Origin of the sequence: Candidatus Venteria ishoeyi (assembly GCF_030378065.1) — a bacterium.
Taxonomy (GTDB): Bacteria; Pseudomonadota; Gammaproteobacteria; order Beggiatoales; family Beggiatoaceae; genus Venteria; species Venteria ishoeyi.
Window position 1 is genome coordinate 61,598 of record NZ_JAUCGJ010000008.1, and the last position, 22,041, is coordinate 83,638.

The 22,041-nt window shown below is 47.2% G+C and carries 14 protein-coding genes and 1 tRNA gene; 4 read left to right on the plus strand and 11 right to left on the minus strand.

Going from position 1 to position 22,041, the window contains the following annotated elements; translation table 11 throughout:
• Positions 1-6 precede the first annotated feature (6 nt).
• Positions 7-786 carry a succinate dehydrogenase iron-sulfur subunit gene (locus QUF61_RS03990; protein ID WP_289680585.1) on the plus strand — a complete coding sequence of 260 codons (780 nt, stop codon included), beginning with the start codon at positions 7-9 and terminating at the stop codon, positions 784-786.
• Here the strand turns inward: QUF61_RS03990 and QUF61_RS03995 are convergent.
• On the minus strand, positions 783-3,509 hold the full coding sequence (locus QUF61_RS03995; RefSeq protein ID WP_289680588.1) for a hybrid sensor histidine kinase/response regulator: 2,727 nt from the start codon (positions 3,507-3,509) through the stop codon (positions 783-785). The genes QUF61_RS03990 and QUF61_RS03995 overlap by 4 nt on opposite strands.
• Before the next feature lie 253 nt (positions 3,510-3,762).
• Between QUF61_RS03995 and QUF61_RS04000 the strand changes: the two genes are divergently transcribed.
• The gene (locus tag QUF61_RS04000) at positions 3,763-4,653 is read left to right on the plus strand and encodes a hypothetical protein (protein ID WP_289680590.1); all 891 of its coding nucleotides are present in this window, start codon (positions 3,763-3,765) and stop codon (positions 4,651-4,653) included.
• Here QUF61_RS04000 and pabC read toward each other — a convergent pair whose 3' ends face one another.
• From pabC to QUF61_RS04050, 10 genes are all read right to left on the minus strand, one after another.
• Complete coding sequence (gene pabC / locus QUF61_RS04005) at positions 4,654-5,487, minus strand: aminodeoxychorismate lyase (protein ID WP_289680592.1); 834 nt, start codon at positions 5,485-5,487, stop codon at positions 4,654-4,656.
• Between the two features lie 87 nt (positions 5,488-5,574).
• The gene (locus tag QUF61_RS04010; protein ID WP_103918621.1) at positions 5,575-7,077 is read right to left on the minus strand and encodes a complex I subunit 4 family protein; all 1,503 of its coding nucleotides are present in this window, start codon (positions 7,075-7,077) and stop codon (positions 5,575-5,577) included.
• A 13-nt stretch (positions 7,078-7,090) separates the two neighbouring features.
• Positions 7,091-8,605 carry a complex I subunit 4 family protein gene (locus QUF61_RS04015; RefSeq protein ID WP_289680595.1) on the minus strand — a complete coding sequence of 505 codons (1,515 nt, stop codon included), beginning with the start codon at positions 8,603-8,605 and terminating at the stop codon, positions 7,091-7,093.
• A 144-nt stretch (positions 8,606-8,749) separates the two neighbouring features.
• Positions 8,750-10,285 carry a proton-conducting transporter transmembrane domain-containing protein gene (locus QUF61_RS04020; RefSeq protein WP_289680596.1) on the minus strand — a complete coding sequence of 512 codons (1,536 nt, stop codon included), beginning with the start codon at positions 10,283-10,285 and terminating at the stop codon, positions 8,750-8,752.
• A gap of 60 nt (positions 10,286-10,345) precedes the next feature.
• Positions 10,346-10,579: a hypothetical protein gene (locus QUF61_RS04025; RefSeq protein WP_289680597.1), complete on the minus strand. Its 234-nt coding sequence runs from the start codon at positions 10,577-10,579 to the stop codon at positions 10,346-10,348.
• 118 nt (positions 10,580-10,697) lie between these two features.
• Positions 10,698-10,973 carry a hypothetical protein gene (locus QUF61_RS04030; RefSeq protein WP_289680598.1) on the minus strand — a complete coding sequence of 92 codons (276 nt, stop codon included), beginning with the start codon at positions 10,971-10,973 and terminating at the stop codon, positions 10,698-10,700.
• A 24-nt stretch (positions 10,974-10,997) separates the two neighbouring features.
• Complete coding sequence (locus QUF61_RS04035; protein ID WP_289680599.1) at positions 10,998-14,333, minus strand: DUF2309 domain-containing protein; 3,336 nt, start codon at positions 14,331-14,333, stop codon at positions 10,998-11,000.
• A 14-nt stretch (positions 14,334-14,347) separates the two neighbouring features.
• Entirely contained in the window at positions 14,348-15,802 is a 1,455-nt protein-coding gene (locus QUF61_RS04040) for a complex I subunit 4 family protein (protein ID WP_103918614.1), read from the minus strand.
• Positions 15,803-16,006: 204 nt separating this feature from the next.
• Positions 16,007-16,612, minus strand: a complete 606-nt coding sequence (locus QUF61_RS04045) for a hypothetical protein (RefSeq protein WP_289680601.1) — start codon at positions 16,610-16,612, stop codon at positions 16,007-16,009.
• Between the two features lie 227 nt (positions 16,613-16,839).
• Entirely contained in the window at positions 16,840-18,993 is a 2,154-nt protein-coding gene (locus QUF61_RS04050) for a SulP family inorganic anion transporter (RefSeq protein WP_146066371.1), read from the minus strand.
• 420 nt (positions 18,994-19,413) lie between these two features.
• Between QUF61_RS04050 and QUF61_RS04055 the strand changes: the two genes are divergently transcribed.
• A tRNA-Ser gene (locus QUF61_RS04055) sits at positions 19,414-19,504 on the plus strand.
• Positions 19,505-19,567: 63 nt separating this feature from the next.
• Positions 19,568-21,832, plus strand: coding sequence for an AAA family ATPase (locus tag QUF61_RS04060; RefSeq protein WP_103918771.1), 2,265 nt, complete (start codon positions 19,568-19,570; stop codon positions 21,830-21,832).
• The last annotated feature ends 209 nt before the right edge of the window (positions 21,833-22,041 follow it).

The window sequence follows — 22,041 nt, forward strand, 5'->3', positions numbered from 1 at the left end:
TCCAGCATGGCCGAATTTAAATTACCTGTTCACTCGATTGTAAAACAAGGCCACACAGTTAATTATGCCACTGGACAACAGATCCGTTGCGTTTATATCTATCGCTGGAATCCAGAACATAATGACAATCCTTATCTGGATCGTTATGAAGTTGACATTGAGCAAACCGGAATAATGGTATTAGATGTCCTGCTGTATATCAAAAATGCCATCGATCCCACATTAACATTTCGACGCTCCTGCCGGGAAGGGGTATGTGGTTCCTGCGCGATGAATATCAATGGTCGCAACACCCTGGCCTGCATTAAACCAGTCACGGATTTGCAGGGCGATCTGCGCATCTACCCCCTGCCGCATTTACCCGTGATTAAAGACCTGGTGGTGGATTTAAGCCATTTTTACGCACAACAGGCTACCACCCAGCCCTGGCTGAAAAGCCAAACCCCCGCACCACCGGATCATGAGCGCCTGCAAAGCAAAACTGAACGCGCCAAGCTCGATGGTTTATATGAATGTATTCTATGTGCCTGCTGCTCAACCAGTTGCCCTAGTTACTGGTGGAACAGTGAGCGTTATCTGGGACCCGCCACCTTACTGCAAAACTATCGCTGGGTCATAGACAGCCGTGACGAAGCCACTGGAGAGCGTCTGGATATGGTGGAAGATGCTTTTCGTTTATATCGCTGCCACACCATTATGAACTGCACCCAGGCTTGTCCTAAGGGTCTGAATCCCGCCAAGGCAATTACTCAGCTTAAACAATTATTGGTCAAAAGAAAAAGCTAAACAGCAGGTGCATTATGTTCAGCCCCGCCATTGGACTGTTCAGTCCGCTCAATCATCATCACATCCAGCGTATGATGAATTTCTGCCAGCAAATGATCGCTGTCATACAAGGCTTTTTGTAAAATCGTCGCGGCACTGCTGTGCAGGGCTTGCGCGTCATCATCATCCAGGTCTTTGGCAGTCAGTACCACAACGGGCAGGCTTTGCAGCTCATGTATACTGCGCAAATGCTGCAAAAATTCAAAACCATCCATCACTGGCATCATTAAGTCCAGCAAAATTAACTCAGGTTTAAATTGCTCCAGACACTCCAGCGCCACTTTACCATTTTCTGCCTGAGTCACCTGCCAGCCATGTTTTCCCAGCATTTTACCAAGCACGTCACGCGTCGCTTCATCATCTTCGACCAGCAGCACTTGTTTATCAAGCGTCTGTGCTGACACATACTGGTTGATCACCTTAAATAAATCATCCTGATTGACCGGTTTAAGCAGATATTCGGAAGCACCGATGGTATATCCCTGTTTCTGTTCTACTGACAAGGACATCATAATCACCGGAATCAGCGCCAGTTCCGGATCCGTTTTTAAGGCCGACAAAGTCATCCAGCCATCCATATCCGGCATCATCACATCCAGGGTAATTGCTGCCGGACGCAGTTGTTTTGCCAGACGCAATCCTTCAGAACCGGTTGCCGCATGTACCACCTGATAACCAAAACTAGTAAAATAATGACTAATGGTCGTTGCACTTTGTTGGTTGCTGTCTATCACCAACAGGGTTCCAAAACCCGTAGTAGGTGGTTGTTGCGACAGCGCGGGCAGGCTAAGGGTAAAACAACTGCCTTTACCCACTGCACTCTCTAGCTGGATATCCCCCCCCATCAGTTTGGCAAAATGTTGACTAATCACCAGTCCCAGTCCCGTGCCACCAAATTTACGGGTTGTGCTGGAATCTGCCTGCATAAAAGGTTTAAACAACTTGTTTTGCTGTTCCGGTGTCATGCCGATGCCCGTATCGCTGACACTGAGTTTGACCCAATCACGATGCCCCTGCCGGATATGCTGGGCGCTTAAGGTGATAACCCCGTTTTCAGTGAATTTACAGGCATTACTCAGCAAATTGAGCAAGGCCTGACGCAGCTTGACACTGTCCGTATACAGTTGCCCCAGGTTTTCTGCTGCTTCAAATTGAAACTGATTGTGATTTTTAGCTGCCAGCAGCGCTGCGGTATGTTGAATATCCTGCAATAAATCAATTAATTGAAAACGTTCTTTGTGTAACTGCATTCTGCCCGCTTCCAGCTTGGACATATCCAGCACGTCATTAATCAAACCCAGCAAATGCTTACCTGAGTTAATAATACGATTCAGGTCAGCATCCATTTCCACAGACAAGGCTTGCAAATCATCAGTGGTCTGTAAATCCTCTTTCATCATTTCGCTATAACCGATAATTGCATTCATCGGTGTGCGTAGCTCATGACTCATGTTGGCAATAAAACGGCTTTTCGCTTGATTGGCCTGCTCCGCCTGCAACTTGGCTTCATGTAATGAGTGTTCATTTTTCTCCACAGATGCCATCATCATATTAAAATCCTGCGCCAGCAGACCCAGTTCGTCATGTCTGTTCGCTGGCGCGCGAATGTCACGCGCACCGCTTTTAACTTTTTCCAGCACTTCAGTAAGCCTTTCCAGTGGCACGCTGATTAATTGATTCAATAGTAGCGTCACCAGCATTGCCACCGCCAACACGATAAACAGGATAAGCAGCAGTCGCTCCTGAAAGTCATAAACGCTATGCAGCAGTTCTGGTGTGGGGCGTTGTGCTATCACCAACCAATTACCTAAGCTTGGCACAGGCACTTGCTCAAAAGACAAAGTCGTGGCATCCGAAATTAAATACCCCTGCTGCTGTTCGTGCATTTGTCTGGCCCAATCTTCACCATATTCCAGAGCGAGCGCATAACCATGATCCAGGTCACGCTGCCCACCCCAGCGCAAATATTCATAGGGATGCATGGCAAAAAAACCCTGCTCATTCACCAAGCGACTGCCTTTTAGCGCATTGAGCAGTATTTTGGCATCCAGATTGGTAATCATCACACCCGCTTCTTTACCATTGGGATAAAATACCTTGGTCGCATAACGGATCACCGGTTTATGCGGTTCTTCTATCTGCCCACGCTCACGGTTCAGATCCAAGGGGGAAATCAGCATTTCTTCTGCCGCAAGCTGCATGGTATCGCTGAAATAATAACGATTGGCTTTGTTTTGCAGGCGTTTTTGTGGTATGACAAAAAAACTGTCTTGATGCTTATCTACCCGCACCCGCTCCTGTCCGGTCTCATCTAAATAACGCACCTGATAATAATGTCCACGCGCTGTAGAAAATGCCAAAAATTCAGCTTCCAGTGTGCGACGTGCTTTTTCTCGGGTAATTTCATCACTTTGCGCATCAGAACTATGCTGTTGCAAATAATTTAACAAGGGTGTGGATTTACTTAAAAACTCAATATCACTACGCGCACTTAGCAGAAAAAATGAGACTTCACGTTTTAATTTCTGTACTTGCTCAGCTTGCTTTCTCAGCTCTTGTTGAGTTAAGGTTTTAGAGGAATTTTGAATGGCCAATATACCGATGACCATAGCGGGGATTAAAGCTACAAGCAGAAAACTTGCCGCCAGGCGGGTACGAAAACGGTGGAAAAAACTAAGTTGCATGTTAGAGAATACTCTTAACCGTGAAAATCACCACAGCGTGTGCGCAGAGGTATGGTATAAAATATATTTATAATTATGTAGTGATTATGCCACAAAGCATCCGTTTATAACCAGAACCTTTCGTCTGCCAAGCAAGGATTTGCCACTCCTGTACCATTTAAATCTTCTAGCAAATGTGATCCCGGCTTGACATGAAATCTAGTACTGGTAAATTTCATATTTTTTAACCAATCATGAGTCAATCAAGCATCACATGTTGAATTTCAAAACCCTGTTGCAATTAGGCTTGTTATTACTGGCGGCTGGCCTTGGCGCAGGCAAAGCCTGGCTGGATGAGCAGTTACAGCTTGCCGCGCGCAACATGGTTGCCCAGTTTGCAGCAGATGCACGTATTCAGTATCAAAACCTGTATATGAGTCTGCCCATGAATGCCGTGATGCAGGGGGTACATATACAAGCAACACAGGGACAGGACTTTTTTATTAAGCGTATTACCCTGTATCAACTCCATCAGTTAGGTCATACGCAAAGCATTCCAGATAAGCTGCACTTATATTTTGAAGGTGTTCAATTAGCGGGCAAGGACTTATTTCCCCCACTATTAAAGACGGCATTAAAAGCCAGCGGTTATGGGGCTTATCTGCCCGACAAGCTTCCCAGTGCTAAAACTTTGCATTTAAATATTGAAATACAGACACAAATCGAGGCGAAAACCGGTACCGCTCAGGCGCAAATTCAGGTGGATAGTCCGCAACTAGGCGTAATGCAAGCCACACTCCAGTGGCAGGGCATTAATTTTCAGCAATTTTCTATCGCAGATGTCCGCTGGCAACACGCCACTGTAGATTATCAAGCAGGCAGCTTATTTGCTGATATTTTTAAACAATTAGCCCTTCAGCAACAACAAACCGTTCCCACCATACAAACACAATTGATACAACAAGTGGCAAAGGGTATACGCGGCAGTTTAGACAAGCCTTCCCAACAAGCCTTACTGCAATGGCTTAAAAACCCAACAAAAATTTCACTGGAAATCCAGCCGGAACCTGCAATCAGTATTAATCAACTGCTGTATACCATGCCAGGCCAATGGGCTAAACAACTGGGTTTATCGATTCGCAGTAAGGCGACTGCGGATAAATAATCATTTTAAATCCCGCTTATTTTGTGGCTGAGCGAAAACTTCGGGAATGGCATTTTGTTCTATTAACCAACGCTGTAATTGCCGCACCTGCTCAATAACAGGCCAGCATTGCTGTTGCAGACGGATAACCGGCCACAGCCCGATAATGCTGTTGGTTAAAAATACCGCTTGCGCGTCATACAGGCGTTGCAACGAACATTCACAAACAGTCACGGCATGATGTTGGCAAATCAGGCGGCGTATAATGCCAGCCACACCACAGTGCTTTAAATCTGGCGTGTGTAACTGCTTGTTTTCAATCCAGAACAGGTTGCTTTGCGTGCCTTCTATCACCAAGCCTTCGCTATCTAACATTAAACCTTCTGCAATATCTGGCTCTTGCCATTCCTGTCGCGCCAGTACCTGTTCCAGGCGGTTGAGGTGTTTAATACCGGCCAGCGCCGGTTGCCTTGCCAGGCGAATCTGACACAGTCGCAGCTGAACGCCATCGCGGGTAAAGTGTTGAGGATATTCTGGAAAGGGAGAGGGGATTAAAAAATGCGCAGGCTCAGGATTTGCGGGAGGGCGATAACCGCGCCCACCACAACCACGGGTAATCAGACATTTTAATACGCCACATTTTACACTTTGACTGGCATGGCGCATGTCTGCCCGTAATAAATCAGCATCTGGGAAAGGGATACCCAGACGCTCGCAACCATCTTGTAAACGCTGCCAATGCAGTGAGTGATTTAAGATCTGCCCTTGCGCCACCGCCATCGTGGTGAACAGACCATCACCATATAATAGTCCCCGATCCTGGATGGAAATTGTATGCGCATCAAGAGAAGTCATGTGGCAAAATTTTTTGTATTGATTGTTTGGCTGATTCTATTCCAAAAAATCGGCTACAGGTCATTTCCGGGGTAAAAAATGTGGGAATTATAAACCTTGCAACCAGGCAGTCCCAACAGGTTGAATTATATCCAATAACAAAGCAGGGTATAGTCCCACCAGCAGGATGCAAAAAGCCAACACCATCATGATCAATAATTCACGGCGGCGTAAATCGATTAAGCTGGCAACCCCGTCATTTTTAATGGGGCCAAGCAGGGCGCGGCGATAGAAGCTCAACGTATAAGCGGCGCTGAGTACCACGCCGAGCAAAGCGGCAATACCCGCACCGGTATGGCTGTGCAATACGCTCAACAAAAGCAGAAACTCAGCAGGAAAGCCGTTGGTGCCGGGAATGCCAATGCTGGCTAAGGCGAACAGGAAAAACAAGGCGGTAAATAAAGGCATACGTTGCGCCACGCCACCTAAAGCAACAAAATCCGTACTGCCAAGACGCTGATGCAGAAAGCCCGTGAGCAGAAATAAACCACTTGCAACCACAGTGAAATTAAGTAGTTGCAATACCGCGCCCTGAAAACCATGCAGGTTAAATGAGGCAATAGCCAATACGATCAAGCCCACATGGCTGATGGAAGCATAAGCCAGCATCCGCCGCAGATTGGTTTGACTCAGCGCGGCTACTGCACCATATAAAACTCCGATAATACCCAGCGCGGCAAGTAACCAGTGATATTGCTGGGCGGCCTCTGGTGCCAGTGGCACCAGAAAACGCAGCAGGCCATAAGCGCCGAGTTTTAAACCAGTGATTAAAGCGGCAACGGCTGCGGGGCCTTCCATGGCTAATGTCGGCAGCCAGGTATGCAATGGAAATAAGGGTGTTTTTACGCCAAAGCCAATCAATAACAGGAAAAATAGCAGAGCTTGCGCTTCTACGGGCAGAGGGTTTGCCAATAAGGTGACATAATCAAAGCTGAGATGTTCAAAGATTGTACCGCCCTGAGTTGCCAGTTGCGCCTGTGCATAATTAAATGCAGCCCATAACAGGCCAAATAATAAAGGTACGCCCCCGGCGAGCATGAGCATGGTGTATTGAATCGCGGCATAACGACGTAACGGCCCGGTTCCCCATAAGCTGATCAGGAAATAAATCGGGATCAGGGTTAACTCCCAGAACAGGAAAAACAATAAGGTGTCCAGTGCGCAGAAAACCCCCAGGGTTGCGCTTTGCAGCAGCAATAATAAGGCGTAATAAATGCGGGGCATTTTATGAATGCTGTTCCAGGAAGAGGCGATAACAGCGGCAAACAGCAGGCTGGTAAAGGGTAAAAACAACACAGAAACCCCATCCACACCCAGTTGGTAATAGACGTTCAGGCCTGAAATCCAGGGATAAGATTCACTGAATTGAAACACTTCTGCACGCGAGGCATCAAAATTTAATGCCAGTATCAAACTGAATAACAGGGTTAATAAGCTGGCAGCTAAGGCAATGGCACGCGGATGCGGGCCGCGTGGCAAAATACTGATAAGGATTAATCCCAGTATCGGGGTAAGCAGCAGAATACTCAGCCAGGGAAAAGCAGATGACATAATAGCGTTTCCTTTAATGCGTCACAGGTGTCGTGGTAAATAAGGTACTGAGGGTGTTGACTGCGGTTTCAGTCAATTCCAGCCAGGGCGTAAAATAAAAGCCCACGACCGGCATCAGAATAATAAAAAATAGTGCCAGCAGCCATTCGATGGGGTTGGCCTTGGCAACCTCCTGATAGCCATCTTGTTCAGTGGCTGGAGCCAGAAAAGCACGCTGGAAAGCCCAGAGTAGAAAACCGGCAGCCACTACGTTACCCAGCGCCGCAGCAATCGTGACTAAAGCGCCAAAACGGTGAATCGCAGCCTCCAGCACCAGATGCACGGCATCAAAACCCGGCGTACCGGGCATCCCGACAATCGACAGACCCGCAACAAAAAATGCAATACCAATCAGAGGAATGCGATCAAACAGTCCCCCCAGTGCAGATAGCGATGTGGTATTCGTGCGCCGAAAGACCAACCCCATCATTAACAGCAAGCCCGCGCCAGCCAGACCAAAGTTAGCAGAAAGCAATACCGCGCCCTGCAAGGCAATGGCTTCCAGAGTGAATAAACCAATAATTAAAATACTGGTGTGACTGACCACGGCAAACGCCAGCAAACGCCGTAAATTGTTCTGCTGGGTTGCCAGTAGCGCGGCATAAAATACGCCTATCACTGCAAATGCAATGACAAAGGGTTGCCATTGTATGACGGCTTCAGGCACCAGTGGGAAAACAAAGCGCAACAAACCATAAATACCGGTTTTTAAGCCTAACAAAAACACCGGGGCAACCGCGACAGTGCCATGCTCGGCAGTCAGCGGCAGCCAGCCATGCAGTGGAAACAAGGGAATACGGATAGCCAGACCATAAAATAACAGGAAAAATACCACCGATTGCAGACCACTTTTTACCGGCGTCTGCGCCAGTTCCAGTAAATCAAAACTCCAGACTCCGTTGTGAGTGTCAGCATAATTCCAGCCCAGCATGATAATGCCTGCGGTTAATAACACCAGACTCAAGCCCATAAATTGCCAGAATCGGGTCAAGGCCAGGGATTTTACCGGAGAAGTTGCCCAACGCCATAGCAGATAACCTAAAACCAGCAGTTGTAAGATGGTAAAAAATAGAAACCAAAGCAGATTCAGCGTGCTGTAGAGTCCCATTAAAGTGGCTTCAACCACAAACACCACCGCCAGAAAGCTGGACTGTGGCTCCAGCGGTCGCACCCTGCCATAAAGAATCACCATCAGACTGATGACGGCACTGAGCAGTATAAATAAAATACTGACACCATCCACTGCATTATGCCAGCCCAGCCAATCCAGGCGCTCGGCAAATTGCAGGGCGCTGTTGCTGGTGTCGTAATGTTGATACATGAAAATGGCAATTAAAATTTCAGCCAATGCCGCAACAATTGCCAGCGGAAACACCAACGTGGTTTTGCGCAGAGCAATAATCAACGCTGCCGCAATCAGGGGCAGAAGTTGCAGCAGTATCAATGGCGGGTAGCCAGTTTGTGTGGACCAGAGGATTTCGTTCATCATAAAAATTTTTACCAAAATTTTTAACTTAATTAAAAGGCATTCGCCTTTGCGTTTTACCTCGTTCCCAATGTTTTCGTTGGGAATGCCTGCCTTGGAAGCTCCAGCTTCCTATGTCTTGTTCGGCAAGTCAGCACTTGCAACATGTCACAAAATCACTGCAAAAGTCACCACAACCATCAGCAGCAAATAACGCGGCTGGCTGAGTAAATAATCCAATTTATCAAAAGACTTGCCTAATCTATTCAGCACGCTTAATAAGCCCTCGCCACCGCCACGCAGTATCAATTGTTCTTCAAACCAATAAGACCAGGCCGCAACCCATTGCAATAAACGTCCTGCCATGCCCCGGGCGTGACCGATGCGTTGATCGCTTTGGTGACCACTCAGGGTGGGGTATACACCGGTTGCACCGGGCAGGCCGACCATGCGATTGACGATACGATCATCAAAAGCCTGGACATCACGAGCCATCAGGCTCAACGGGCGCACCCAGACGGCATCGGCAAAGCTATCCAGCCAGAATCGCTGCAAAGCGGCGATATATAACTTGGGACAGCGTTGCATCCAGGCCGGTACTGGCCTTGCCGGACGGCTGACCAGATGCATCAGCGCCGGGGCATGGAGGAATTGATAAGCGCGCCAGATGGCATGTAGCGCCAGATACCAGGCTGCCAGGGTGAAATAGCCCAAACCACATAGCAGGAACATAACCCCGACTTGCCCGGTGGTGGAAAACATCAACGAGGATTTGACATCAGTTTGCACCAAACCGGATAAGAAACCATAAAGTGCCGTTAATGCGCCCAGTACCGCCAATAAAATCATAAACAGCGGTACTTGCTCCCACAATGGCTGTAAACGAATCACCAGATAAACCCCGGCGTGTACCATCAGTGAGCCATAAAAAATAGCGCTGGAGGGTGTGGGGCCTTCCAAAGCGCGGCTAATCCAAGGAGAAAACGGTACCAGGGCGGACTTTGCCAGCGCCGCCAGCAAAAAGCCCAGGGCAACGACACCCACTGCCAGCGTACTGTGTTGCTGGGCATTTTCAAGAATAACGGGCCATTCCAGACTGTTCCACCACAGCAAGGAAAAAGCCATTGCCAGGATAAAACCGGCATCGCCAATGCGGTTGGTGACAAAAGCACGATTGGCATTTTTTGTTGCATTAGGCCGATCCAGCGCATAACCTATCAACAGATAAGAACTCACCCCCGCCAACTCCCAGCCAATAAAGGCCAGCAAAGCATTACCCGCTAAAACAATCAGCAGCATGGCGCTTGTGAACAGCGAGATCACCATAAAAAAGCGCTGAAACCCGGCTTCACGATGCAGATAATTAATGGAAAAACGGGTGCTAAGAAAGGCTATCAGCGCCACCAATGTGCCGATAGACAAACCCAGAGTGTCCAGTCTTAAACTGAAGCTTAAATGATAATCACCGGCATTAAACCAGGTCAGCGCCTGGGTTTGCCCCGGCACACCCTGCCATAAGGCCAGCATGTCCACTGCTAACAATAGTAACAATGAAGCCAATGAGGCCAGCGAGGCAACCCGCGCCGTGTGTTTTTCCCCGGCTTCGCCACGGTTGTTAAAAAATAAATAACTTATCGCCAGCCAGCTTGCCGCTAACAGGGGGAATAAGGGTATCAGATAATACCAGAGTGTTGATTCAGTCATTATTATCCTTCCAGTTATATTGACAGCATTGCTTTTTCTAAACACTTATCCAGTAAATATTTAATCCCACTCATCACGCATAGCCTGCTGAACCAGTAAAGGATCGCCGTCAAAAGCTGTAGAATTCTTTAACGCGCCAATCAGCGATTTAAGTGATCGTTTTGCTGGCATAGGCAGTTTTTCTGAAGGTTCCAGCAAAGTCAAAATTGCCCGCATTTGCCGTGCTGGATGAATAGGCCCCAGCAGGCTTACGCTACCATTTTTTTCAACAATCACTTCTATGCTTTGCAACATGCAACTTTCCCTTATCAAGTTTTAACAACTACCTTCATTTTGAATATAATGTTTTGCTAATTTGTGCTATCAAGCCCAAAACATGTGCCACGGAGGTGGGGCGGCTTGAGCTGATTGTTTAGGTGTTAATGTCATGATGACTCTTTATTTTCTGATAGCACTCACTGCATACAACAGCAAAATTAGTAAATTCTTTGAATTTCTCTGTTTTGCTCTGTTCTTCAAGATACAGATGCTCACATGCGTAGCACCAACCTTGGAGGTCACCTGGCACTGAGCTGTTTTCAATAAACCCAAGCGGCGCACCATTGTTATTAACAAGATGACGACACACTATAGATGCTTCGCAAGTTCCATGCTCTTTACAATCAATGGTTGAATTATCTTCGGACATTATTTTCTTTACACCTAACGCCTGTTATCTCTTTATTTCTTCCGGTGTCGTCACCAACGCTGGCCAGAGTGGGCCGCTATGCCCTTGATACCAGTCCGGCGAGCGTTTAACTTTGGGCAGCTCCGTGTCTTTTGCCTGCCACAATACCCAGCCCTGCGCCGGATCAAAGGTATGAATGTCACCGCTGTCAGGGTCTTTAGCGCTGAGCAGCAGCCAGCCCTTACCCACCAGCTCCTGCAAGGGCGGCTGGCGCTGGTAAATTGTTGTTAATATATCGATGTTGGCTTCCACCACCACTTGCAAACGCATGGCTTCGTGAATTTCAATCATCTGCCGTGGCAAGCCAGTACGTAAATCACTGCTGGTACCTTCCATGACACCAAAAAAGCCGGTGACATTATGGGCAACCTTGGTGCCACAACCAAATTGTTCATTATTGACAGTGGAAAAATAATATTCCAGGTTAATACCCGCGCCTACCGGCCCTGCGGCAAGCAGGATTTTTTCCACGATCTCGCCTTCCGGGTCTTGGGTGGCATCGTAAGAAATCAGAAACAGGCGGCGGTCAAAAAAAGCGCCCCGTGTCGCGCTGCGCCGTCCGATAAAAGCGGCAGCATTGGTGGCATGACCCAGTTCAGGACGTGCCTGACTGAAATCATGGGCGCGGGAAACCACATGATGCAAAGCGGCTTCTGCGCTAGGTTTATCCGGGGCTGAGGCAAGACGGCGGCAGCGTTCATGCGCTGAAGCACGGCAGGCATAGTCCAGGGTTTGGCGTAATTCAGCCACTTGCGCCTGTTTATTTTCCGGTATCAGGTTTTCGTCATACCATAAGACGACTTCATCGCAGGTATTATGTTCCAGCCCCAGAAACCAGGTATCGTCAGGAATATCCAGACCGTTGGTGCGCAGGCGCTGGCGAATTTCCGGGCGGTTGGCAATCGCGGCAAAGGTACGGGCATTGGGGCCGGAGTGACGACCACTGCACGCGCCACAATCATAGGCTGCCATGTGCGGGTTGTTTTGACTGCCAGAACCATGACCAAACATCGCCACTAACGGCGCAAAATTTGAAGTCAGGCCCACCATGCGCAGAAAGGCTTCCACCCGCGTTGCCTGTTCTTCATCACTGAAGCCCAGATGATTGTGTTCCGGCGTGGGTTCAGTCGCTGCCGCCTCTTCGCTGCTGCTAAACTGAATTTTTGTGGGTACTTCCAGATCAAAGCGGCGGCGCAGTTTGTCCAGCCAACTGTCGCTTTGCCGGGGTAACAGAACCTTGCCCAGCAGCCCTAGCAGCGCCACTGGTGCGGAAAAAGCAATCAATAATGTGGAAGTGAATAAGTTACGGCGCACTTCATGATGCAGCCAGTTTCTAATCCGCTTACGCAACTGGTAACGCTGTTGATGTTGCTGTTTAAGCGCTTCAGCTTCCGGCATGGCCTGCTCGCGGATTTCATGAGACGGCACTTGTACCACAGGACATAAGGGGGTGACTGCCTCATCATCCAGCCCGCGCCAGTTGATCGTCAGGTTAAAAAAGCCTGCTGCACCCAGGGTTTCCACCTCGGGATATTGTTCTTCAATATGGCGGCGCATACCTTCTTCGCGGTCATCCATGCAAAACATCAACTGCGCCCGTGGCCTGTTATCACCGCTGAATGCGCGCCCACGCCCATGATTGGCGGCTAAGGCCTGAAGTAAATGATCCCGGTAATGACGTTCATAAGCCTGCAACCAGATAAACCCACTACGCTGCTCATCCATTTTATCCAGACAAGCGAATAAGTCCTGAATGTGGCTTTCATCAAATAAGGCTAACTGGGTATCACTCAATCCCAAGTGCTGGCACAGACGGAATAAACGCCAGCCACTTTGGTAAACGCTATAAGTTCCTGTACCTTTATCCCCGGCAGGACTGGCGCGCCAACTATTAATGAGTTGCGCCACATAGAGCCAGTCATGATCTTCTGCGGGGTTCAGGCTGGAGCGGTTTGCCAGATGTTGCGCCTGATCCACCAGGTATTCCGGCAGGCGGGTGTTATAGAGATGATGGCGCACCAGAAATTCTGCATAATGGGCGCGGAAATAGGTATCCATGGCATCCAGATTGGCTTCAAGCTGCCAGCGATCACGGCACACACGCTGCGCAAACAAACGCTCTAACACCAGACGCACTGCCAGATAATCAATCATATCCACAGGCGGCAGATCAGCATAGCCCGGACGCTGTGCCAGCCAGTTCACCATGCCCGACCAACCCGGTAATTCCAGTGCCAGTTGTTGTAAATAAGCCGTCCAGCGCGCTTGTGGCAGACGCAGTTGTTGCAGGCTGGCAATCACCACATCCATGGGATCATCAGGCAATGCCGCCACGGTTTTTTGATAATCGGGCAGTGAATCAAAAAAATGAGTGGGATCGCTTAAAGCGGTCTGTTTCCAGGCGGCGTAAAAACCGGCAGCACGCTGTGGGTGATGCCAGGCAGCCAGCCCTTGATCCAGATAGGCGGCAAGATGGCGCAGCAACAAAGGGCGTAAATCACCCAGAATATCGCGGCTGCTCAGGCTTTGTAACAGGCCGCGCAAGGTAGTACGTTCCCCCACATCCGCTAATAAGGTGGTTAAACGGCTGACAGACTGCTGACGTAGTTGACGCAGGGCAGGCGGCTCTTCAATAGCCTCCTGCGTTTCCATCTCATCATCAGATTGCGAGGCACCGGTTTGTGCCAGCCTGTATTGCTGTAAAATATCGGCATCCAGTTGTGGCGACATGTCGAGCAAGTCTTCGGGATGTAATAAAAAATATTCCAGCCCCAGTTTTTCCAGACAAGTCTGCCATAAAGCAGCAACACATTCAGCATCGCTATTGCCTGTACTGGTTTCGCGCAACTGCTGGCGTTTAGCTTCAGACACATCGCCCTGGAAGGTTTCCAGCACTTTTTGTTCTTCAATCTGCCAGTTCAGCCGACATGCCGTGAGTGGCTTAAAAGGGTGTAATAAAGTGCTGCGGTAAACTTCACGGCGGCTCAGTGAGCAGCCTTCCAATTTAACAATGTGAGTCTCGGCCTGAAGTTCAGCATCAGCATCCAGCACAGTGTCCAGATCATCCTGGGAAATACGCCCCTGTTGATAATAGGCGCGGTACTGCTCGGCAGGTAAATAAGCATAGTTTCCGGTTAACTCAAACACCTGTTTCAGTGCTTCCGGGAATTCCAGATGCTGATAACCATGTATGGTATTGTGATGCACAAAATCCTTAATGGATGCCTGCCCAGGTAAGACATGATCAAAATGGGCAATGGCTGCGCGGAGTTGTTCGCGGATGTCGCTGCTATTGGTATGGCTGTCAGTATCAGAGGACATGATAAAAACCTGGATTAAAACAATTGACTGAGCGCGGAAACAGACGCGGCGCTGAGTTTAAGCAGGGGTTCGGGGTACAGACCCAAGGCGATAATGGCAAAACATAACACTGCCGCAGCGGGCAGCTCATGTTTTTGCAAATCCTTGATCTGCTGCATCTTGTCATTGCTCGGGCCGGTAAACAGCAGGCTGATGGTGCGCACCGCATAGGCAGCACTGATCAAGACGCCCAGGCTGATAAGTATAATCACCCAGCCCCAGCGTGCAAAACCACCGATAATGGCGTGTAATTCCGCAACAAAACCTGCTGTGCCAGGTAGCCCGACCGCGCCAACAAAAGCAATAATGATAAAAAATGCAAAACGGGGCGTGACGCTGATCAATGAGGCATAATCATGAATATCACGGGTTTTGGTGCGTTCATACAATAAACCGATAAGCAGAAATAAAGCCCCGGCAACCAGGCCGTGCGCCACCATCTGCATAACCGCACCAGTCAGCCCCGCCACATTCAGCGCGGCAATACCCAGCAAAACCACGCCCATATGGCTGATGGAAGAATAGGCGATCATACGTTTCAAATCACTTTGCCGCCATGCCAGCAAACCGCCATAAATCAGGCTGAACAAAGCCAGCCCCGCGAGCAGGCTTTGCAAGCTGAGTACTGCTTGCGGCAACATACCGGCGGCGCGCAGTAAACCGTAAGAACCCATTTTCAGCAAAATACCCGATAATAAAATACTCACCGGACTGGGAGCTTCAACATGTGCTAACGGCAACCAGCCGTGCAGGGGGAAAATCGGCATTTTCACCCCAAAACCAATCAGCAAGCCGAGGAAAATCAACACCTGGGTGGCTTGCGGCAAGCCCTGCGCACCCTCCTGTATGGTTTGCATGTCAAAGGAATGCATGCCCACGGCATCAAACACAGTCAGCAGACTGATCAGCATAAACACTGAGCCACCCATGGTATAGAGCACAAAGTTTAAGGAGGCCATGCTGCGCCGCACGCCGCCCCAGCGATCAATCAGGAAAAACAGGGGAATCAGGGTAAATTCCCAGAATACATAGAATAAAGCCCAGTCCTGCGCCATAAACACGCCCAGCATAGCGGCTTCCAGCAACAGCATGGAAAAATAATAACCCTTGGGGCGTTGCCGGATATTGGCGGAAGCGAGAATGGCAACTAAACATAACAGCGTTGCCAGCAACAGCATGGGAAAGGAAAAGCCGTCCACGCCCAAGGCATAAGACGTACCCAGACGCGAGTTCCAGACATAACGTTCCAGAAACTGTAATCCAGCCTGGGTGGTATCAAAACGGGTCAGTAAAAACCAACTGAACATCAACGTCAGGCTGGAAGCGATAATGGCAACAGGACGCGCCAGAGTATCACGAGAGGCGGGCAAAGCGAGAATGAGTATCGCGCCCAGGATGGGGATTAATAATAAAATGGTCAATAGGCCCATATAAGCTTTAGTCCTCTATTATATTTTTTGTGTAAAAAATACAATATTTATAATATTAATATCACGGTATTGATGCTGAATAGTCGCTAATGCGAATAATGTCTCAAATATCCTTCAATACAAGGAACCCACAGAGTGGATAGTATTATTGTTACCATGCTGAGCATGGTAACAAGGTAAATAGTTCTATTTTCAATACTTTTATCAGGCATTTTGAGTAGACATTTCGACTAAAATGCTGACAATCTTATTTGGATCTTCAATGAGATATTCATCAAGATCAATCAATACATTCAGACCTTCCATGCTTATAAATTTCCATGATGTCCCTGTCGTGACCACGCCATATAATCGTGCAATCTGATTATTTTCAGTCTCATTGAAAATATTAGCAGCGACCATTTCTGCAATGCACTGCCCCAAACCCGCAATAATATTTTCATTTTTTGCTTCAACGACAGTAATGACAGGACTATTTAAGATTAACTGTTCCTGGGATGCGCTAATAATAAAATCACAAAATCCATTCAAGCCCTTCTCTTTATCAACATTAAATTCAATGCCTGAAAACAAACTCACTTTATGCTTAAGTATTTTTCGTACTTCTACTAAAATATTGGAAATAATAAGCTCTGAGCGTGCTTTTTCTGTATTAATCGCACGGGCAAGGGGAATATTTTCCTTTAATATTTCTCTTAATGTTGAAGAAATATCAATACTTTTAATGCTGGAAAATACGTTTTCCTTTTCTGTCAGTGTGACACCAAGTATTTTTTTTACTTTTTTCAAGTCAAAGTCACTATATGACATAGATAATCTCCATTTATAGATTTTCAGGTAAATAGTTTCTTAGTAATGAGAATGCTTGGTGTATTAACAACACACAATTTGGAAATTTAATATATGAAAATCTATATCAGTGGATTTACCTTGTTATGCTGATAATTAATTTCGATTTTTTCATTTAGCACGCCAATAGATCGCAAGGCGCATAATATTATTGTTACCGTGCAAAGCACGGTAACAAGGAGAATCAACTAAGCCGCACCAGCCTCCGCTGCTTCTTCTTGCGCTTCAATATAAGCAAACGCCTGTTCCGGGCGGCGGAAGAACTTGTCTTCACCGTGCATGGCGATAAAGCCGGTATGCTCAAGCATGTTTCTGACCGGCGTTTTAACCCGGCTGAACAGGACTTCCACATTGGCATCGTTCAGACTGTGTACAACGGCGCGTAACATTTCCTCACCGCTGGCATCAACCTCATTAATGGAAACCCCTTCAACAATGAGATAGCTTAACTTGGGACGGTTGACTAACAGTTCCTGTACTTTTTCTTCAAAATAACTGATATTGGCGAAATACAAAGAACCTTCAAAGCGCAAAACACCCACTTTCTCATCTTCGCAATCCTTGCAATTTTCGATCACTTCATAAGCTTTATTCTCGCCACGGCGTAAAAATAAAACGCGTGGTGCCATGCGGCGGAACAAGAACATCATCAGCGAGAGAATCACGCCAATCATAATGCCTTTATCCAGGTGCGGGGCAAATGCCAGGGTTAAGACAAAGGTGATAATGGAAACGCTGCCATCGTGTTTATTGGCGTGCCAGGCGTGTTTAATCGCTTCCACATTGACCAGACCAATCACCGCCATCATGATAACCGCCGCCAGCGTTGCCTGTGGCAGGTGATACAACAAAGGCGTTAACCACAACAGGGTAATAATCACCACGATGCTGGTGACAACGGCGGAAAAGCCGGTAATCGCCCCCGCGCTGATGTTGACTGCTGAGCGCGAAAAAGAACCGGAAGTGGGATAACTCTGAAACAATCCCCCCATGATATTCCCCATGCCCTGACCGATTAACTCCTGGTTGGCATCCAGTTTCTGCCGGGTTTTTGCGGCCATGGCCTTGGCAATGGAAATGGCTTCCATAAAACCAATCAGAGAAATGACTATGGCGGTGGAAAGCAGTTGCAGCATGGTAGAAAAATCAAAACTGGGCATTTTAAAGGCTGGCAAACCGGAAGGAATCATGCCAACGACTTTACCGCCGGACAGCATTAACAGATTACCCTCTGCATCAATTTTGTGTACTTTCCAGGCCGCCGCTTCTGCGTTTTCAGGTAAATCAGCCTGATTGTACAATTTGCCGTTGATTTGTTTGATATTGGCATCGTCAGCAGAAGCCTTTACTTCAGCATTCGCTGCGGCAACAAAATGCAGCTCTTCAGTTTGTAATTTTTTCAAACTGGTTTTCATGTCATTTTTAAGCTGACTGCGTTGCAGTTTGAGATTTTCCAGTTGGTAACGCGCTTCCAGTGTCAGCAGACTGTTAGGGCTGGTATCTTTGATAATTTGTTGATAGCTTTTATCCGCGGCTAAAATCTGGGTGCTGAGTTCCTCAAATTTTCCGCGCATGTCCAATTGCGCCTGCACTTGTTGCTGAATGCCGGTGCTGGCAATTTGTGCATGGTTAATTGTTTGTAATTGCTGGAAACCGATTACCCAGGATAAGACGGTTGTAATCACCACGGCAATCAAAACATTGGGCAGACGTGGATTAACCTTTTTGGTCACAATCATGATGCTAAATGCCAGCAGCGCCATAAAAAATGTCGGCCAATGCATACTCTCTGCGGCGGCAACCAGCACATTCCACACAGTTTCATAATGGTGTGGCATTTTCTCAACGCTGACACCAAAAATTTTACTTAACTGCGAAGTCGCAATGATAATCGCGGCGGCATTGGTAAAGCCCACGACCACGGGATGTGACAGGAAGTTAACCAGCACCCCCAAACGCAATAAACCCAGCGACATCTGGAATAAACCGACAATGATGCTGAGCATAATGGCATAAGCAATAAATGCATCGCCACCCGCCGTTGCCAATGGCTCCAGCGCGGCGGCGGTCATCAGCGAGACCACGGCAACCGGGCCTGTCGCCAATTGCCGGGAAGAACCAAATAATGAAGCAATCATAGGCGGCATGAAGGCCGCGTATAAACCATAATAAGGCGGCAAACCTGCTAACTGTGCATAAGCCATGGACTGCGGAATCAAAACCAGCGCAACGGTAATACCAGCAAGGAGATCGGCGCGTAATATCTTACCGTCTTTCAGTTCTGGCAACCATTGTAAAAAAGGTAAAAAGCGGGCAACAAGGAATTCTTTAAACGCAAGCACAGGCAACACATCCTTTTGATTCTTAGATTTAAAAGACAGCGGGTATACGGAAGCAGTTCAGAAGGGTTCCCGAGAATAACCTTCCAAAATATTACCCAGCGGTAATGATCTGCGCCGGGTGATGGGCATAATTTAGCTTAAAACGGAGAAAATGATGGCTTCCAAAGGATGATGTGAATCCTATTACAGGTAAACAACTCAGTAGCTGCCCCCCATTTATCAAAGGATAGTAACGGGATTTCAATTAACATCAAAGAATCATTATACACTAATTTAGTGGTCTAAGGCCAGACCAGAATCACCAGATCGCATTGCAAGCGATCTGCTTAAATCAAAAATATTTAAAACCGGGCTTGCATCCTGTCGCACAATTTCGCATAATACGCGACTTCAGTTTTCTGCATGAAAGACCAGCAAACCGGAGAGGTGGCAGAGTGGTCGAATGCGGCGGTCTTGAAAACCGTTGAAGGTTTGTAGCCTTCCGTGGGTTCGAATCCCACCCTCTCCGCCATTTCCTCACTTCCCCTTTGTTTCATAGCATCCCGAAACACCCGCTTTATTCAGGACTGGCAAAATGTTTTATATTTTAAAGCGCAGTATATTTTTGTGTTTTTTTTCCTTCTTATTACTCACTCAAACACTGAGTTATGCGGAAGAAACGCTTGCTGCGACGGAACCCAAAAAGGCAATAGTATTAAAGGTCAGCGAGGAAGCGATTGCTTCACTGACAGGGCAGTTATCTGAAGAACAGTTTGATTTGCTCAAAGATAAACTGCTGGGACAGCATTTTGCGCAACTGGATTTATCGCAACTCATACCCCCCACTGAGACGGAAGATGCTGAACAGCGTATAAGCTTCAGTGATGAAGACATGGCAAAAGTGCGCAATTCTCTGACCTTGTATTTTGAAATACTGGGCAACATACAGCTGGTTGCACCGTTAGTTAAGTCTTCCCATACGCTTAAAGAAAAAATAAAGGGCATAGAAAGTGCCCTTGATGGTTTGATGAAAAAAGAGAGGGAAACAGCGGAAATAGAAATTAGTGATTTGAAAACACAGCTTGAAAACCACTCCAATAGTTTCAAGGTGGTGGCAAGCCAGTTTGACCTGGAAAATATTAATTTCGATAGGCTTCCCGGCATGTTGGCTGATTTGGGTTATGAAGACATGTTTTACGATGTAATGCATGAAGCCCTGTCTACTTATATCGGTCATCTCAAAAAAGTCAGTAACGTTCAATCCATTATAGATTCTTTAGTCGAAATCTCCGACGTAACAGCACAAACGGAGAAAAAGTTACGCTCAGCGCAAACAGAGGAAGAAAAAACAGCCATTGCAGTGGAACTTAAAAAACTGCGAGAGCGTAAAAATAACCTCCAGCATGATTTCACCTTAACGACAACAGGTATCGATACCGCTGCCCTGGATGAAAAAACCTCTAAAAAAATTAATGCAGAGGAGGAACTCACCAAAATCTTTTCTCCCCTGATTGTCGGCCTGACCAAATTTACTGAACCAGTCCGGCGCATTGAGTTTTTACGCAGTAATATCACTTATTACGAGCAGCACGTACCTAAAATGCGCAAAGGCATGGAAGAACTTGATGTATTGCTTGTCGAAACCCAGGATGAGACGATTAAAACCCGATTGATGGAAGAGAGGGTTCACTGGGAACAACAGGAAAAAGAATTCAGTGCCAAGCTTGAGGTTGCCAAACAACAACTGATTGAACTGGAAAACCGCAAGTTATCGCCACTTGATGCCTTCGATCACTTTGTTCAGGCAGTCTTCAGTAAACGTGGTTTTAACATCATATTTGCGGTGTTAATTTTTTTCCTGACTTTTATCGGAATGCTGCTGCTACGCCGTTTAATTCTACTGATTAACCCTTTTAACTATATACCCAAATTACACTTTATTGCCAGTTTGCTTGATGTTGCATTATATTTATTAAGTTTTATCGTCGCCACTCTGGTATTGATGGTCTCATTATATGCGGCGGGTGAAATATTAGCGTTGGCAATTGTTACGCTTATCCTGTTCGGTATGGCATGGGCGGTGCGCAGCGCCTTACCAAAGTTTGTCGAGCAGATTAAATTATTATTAGGCTATGGCCCGGTACGTCAGGGAGAACGGATTATTCATGAAGGGATTGCATGGCGGGTGGAATCTATAGGGATTTACAGCTATTTGAAAAATCCCTTATTAACGGGTGGAACCCTGCGCCTGCCTGTCAAAGATTTGATTGATATGCGTTCACGGCCTTATGATGAAGAGAAAGAAACCTGGTTTCCGTGTCGGGAAGAAGATTATATCGTATTTGTAGAGAGTAAAGTGTGGCGTAAGGTTGCAATCTTAACGCCGCAACGCATTACTTTCGATTGGTACGGCGTACCGGAAACCATGCCGACAACAGAATTTCTTGAGCAAAGGCTGCTCAACTTATCCCGTGGCCCGTTTTGGGTGGGTATCAACTTTGAAATTGCTTATAAACACCGGCATGAAATCCTCGATAAGGTGTTGGGGCAACTGGAAACCTTTCTTGGGGAAGAGTTTAAATCACTACCATTTTTTGGGGAAAGATTTTTATATCCATGGGTAGATGTTGCCGGATTCACGGAAGCTTCCGTCACTGCAATGGTTTGGGTACAGCTAGAATCCTCAGCAGCGGAGAAATATCCCAGCATCGCCATCAACATGAGGAGAATTTGTCTTAAAGCAGCCAATACCTATGATTGGGAAATCAAACGTTTTTATGCCATTGAGCAGGAAAAGCCAGATGGGTTTGATTCATCCGTTAAAACAGTAACGACTGTGGATAGTACCGCAACAGGTTAATTTTAAGGAATGGTCAGTAAATAAGATACCCTTTGTGCGACAAGCGAAGCGTGTCATTTCTTACAGAGTAAAAGTCTCTGCCTGGTGTAATCAAGCAATTGATTACAAAAAGGTCTAGCCAACCACCAGTAGCAAGTATTGCGCCTCTGACGGAGCGTTGCAAGCAGTTAAGTCTGCTGCAAATGTGAACAAGAGAGGTGAAGCGTACA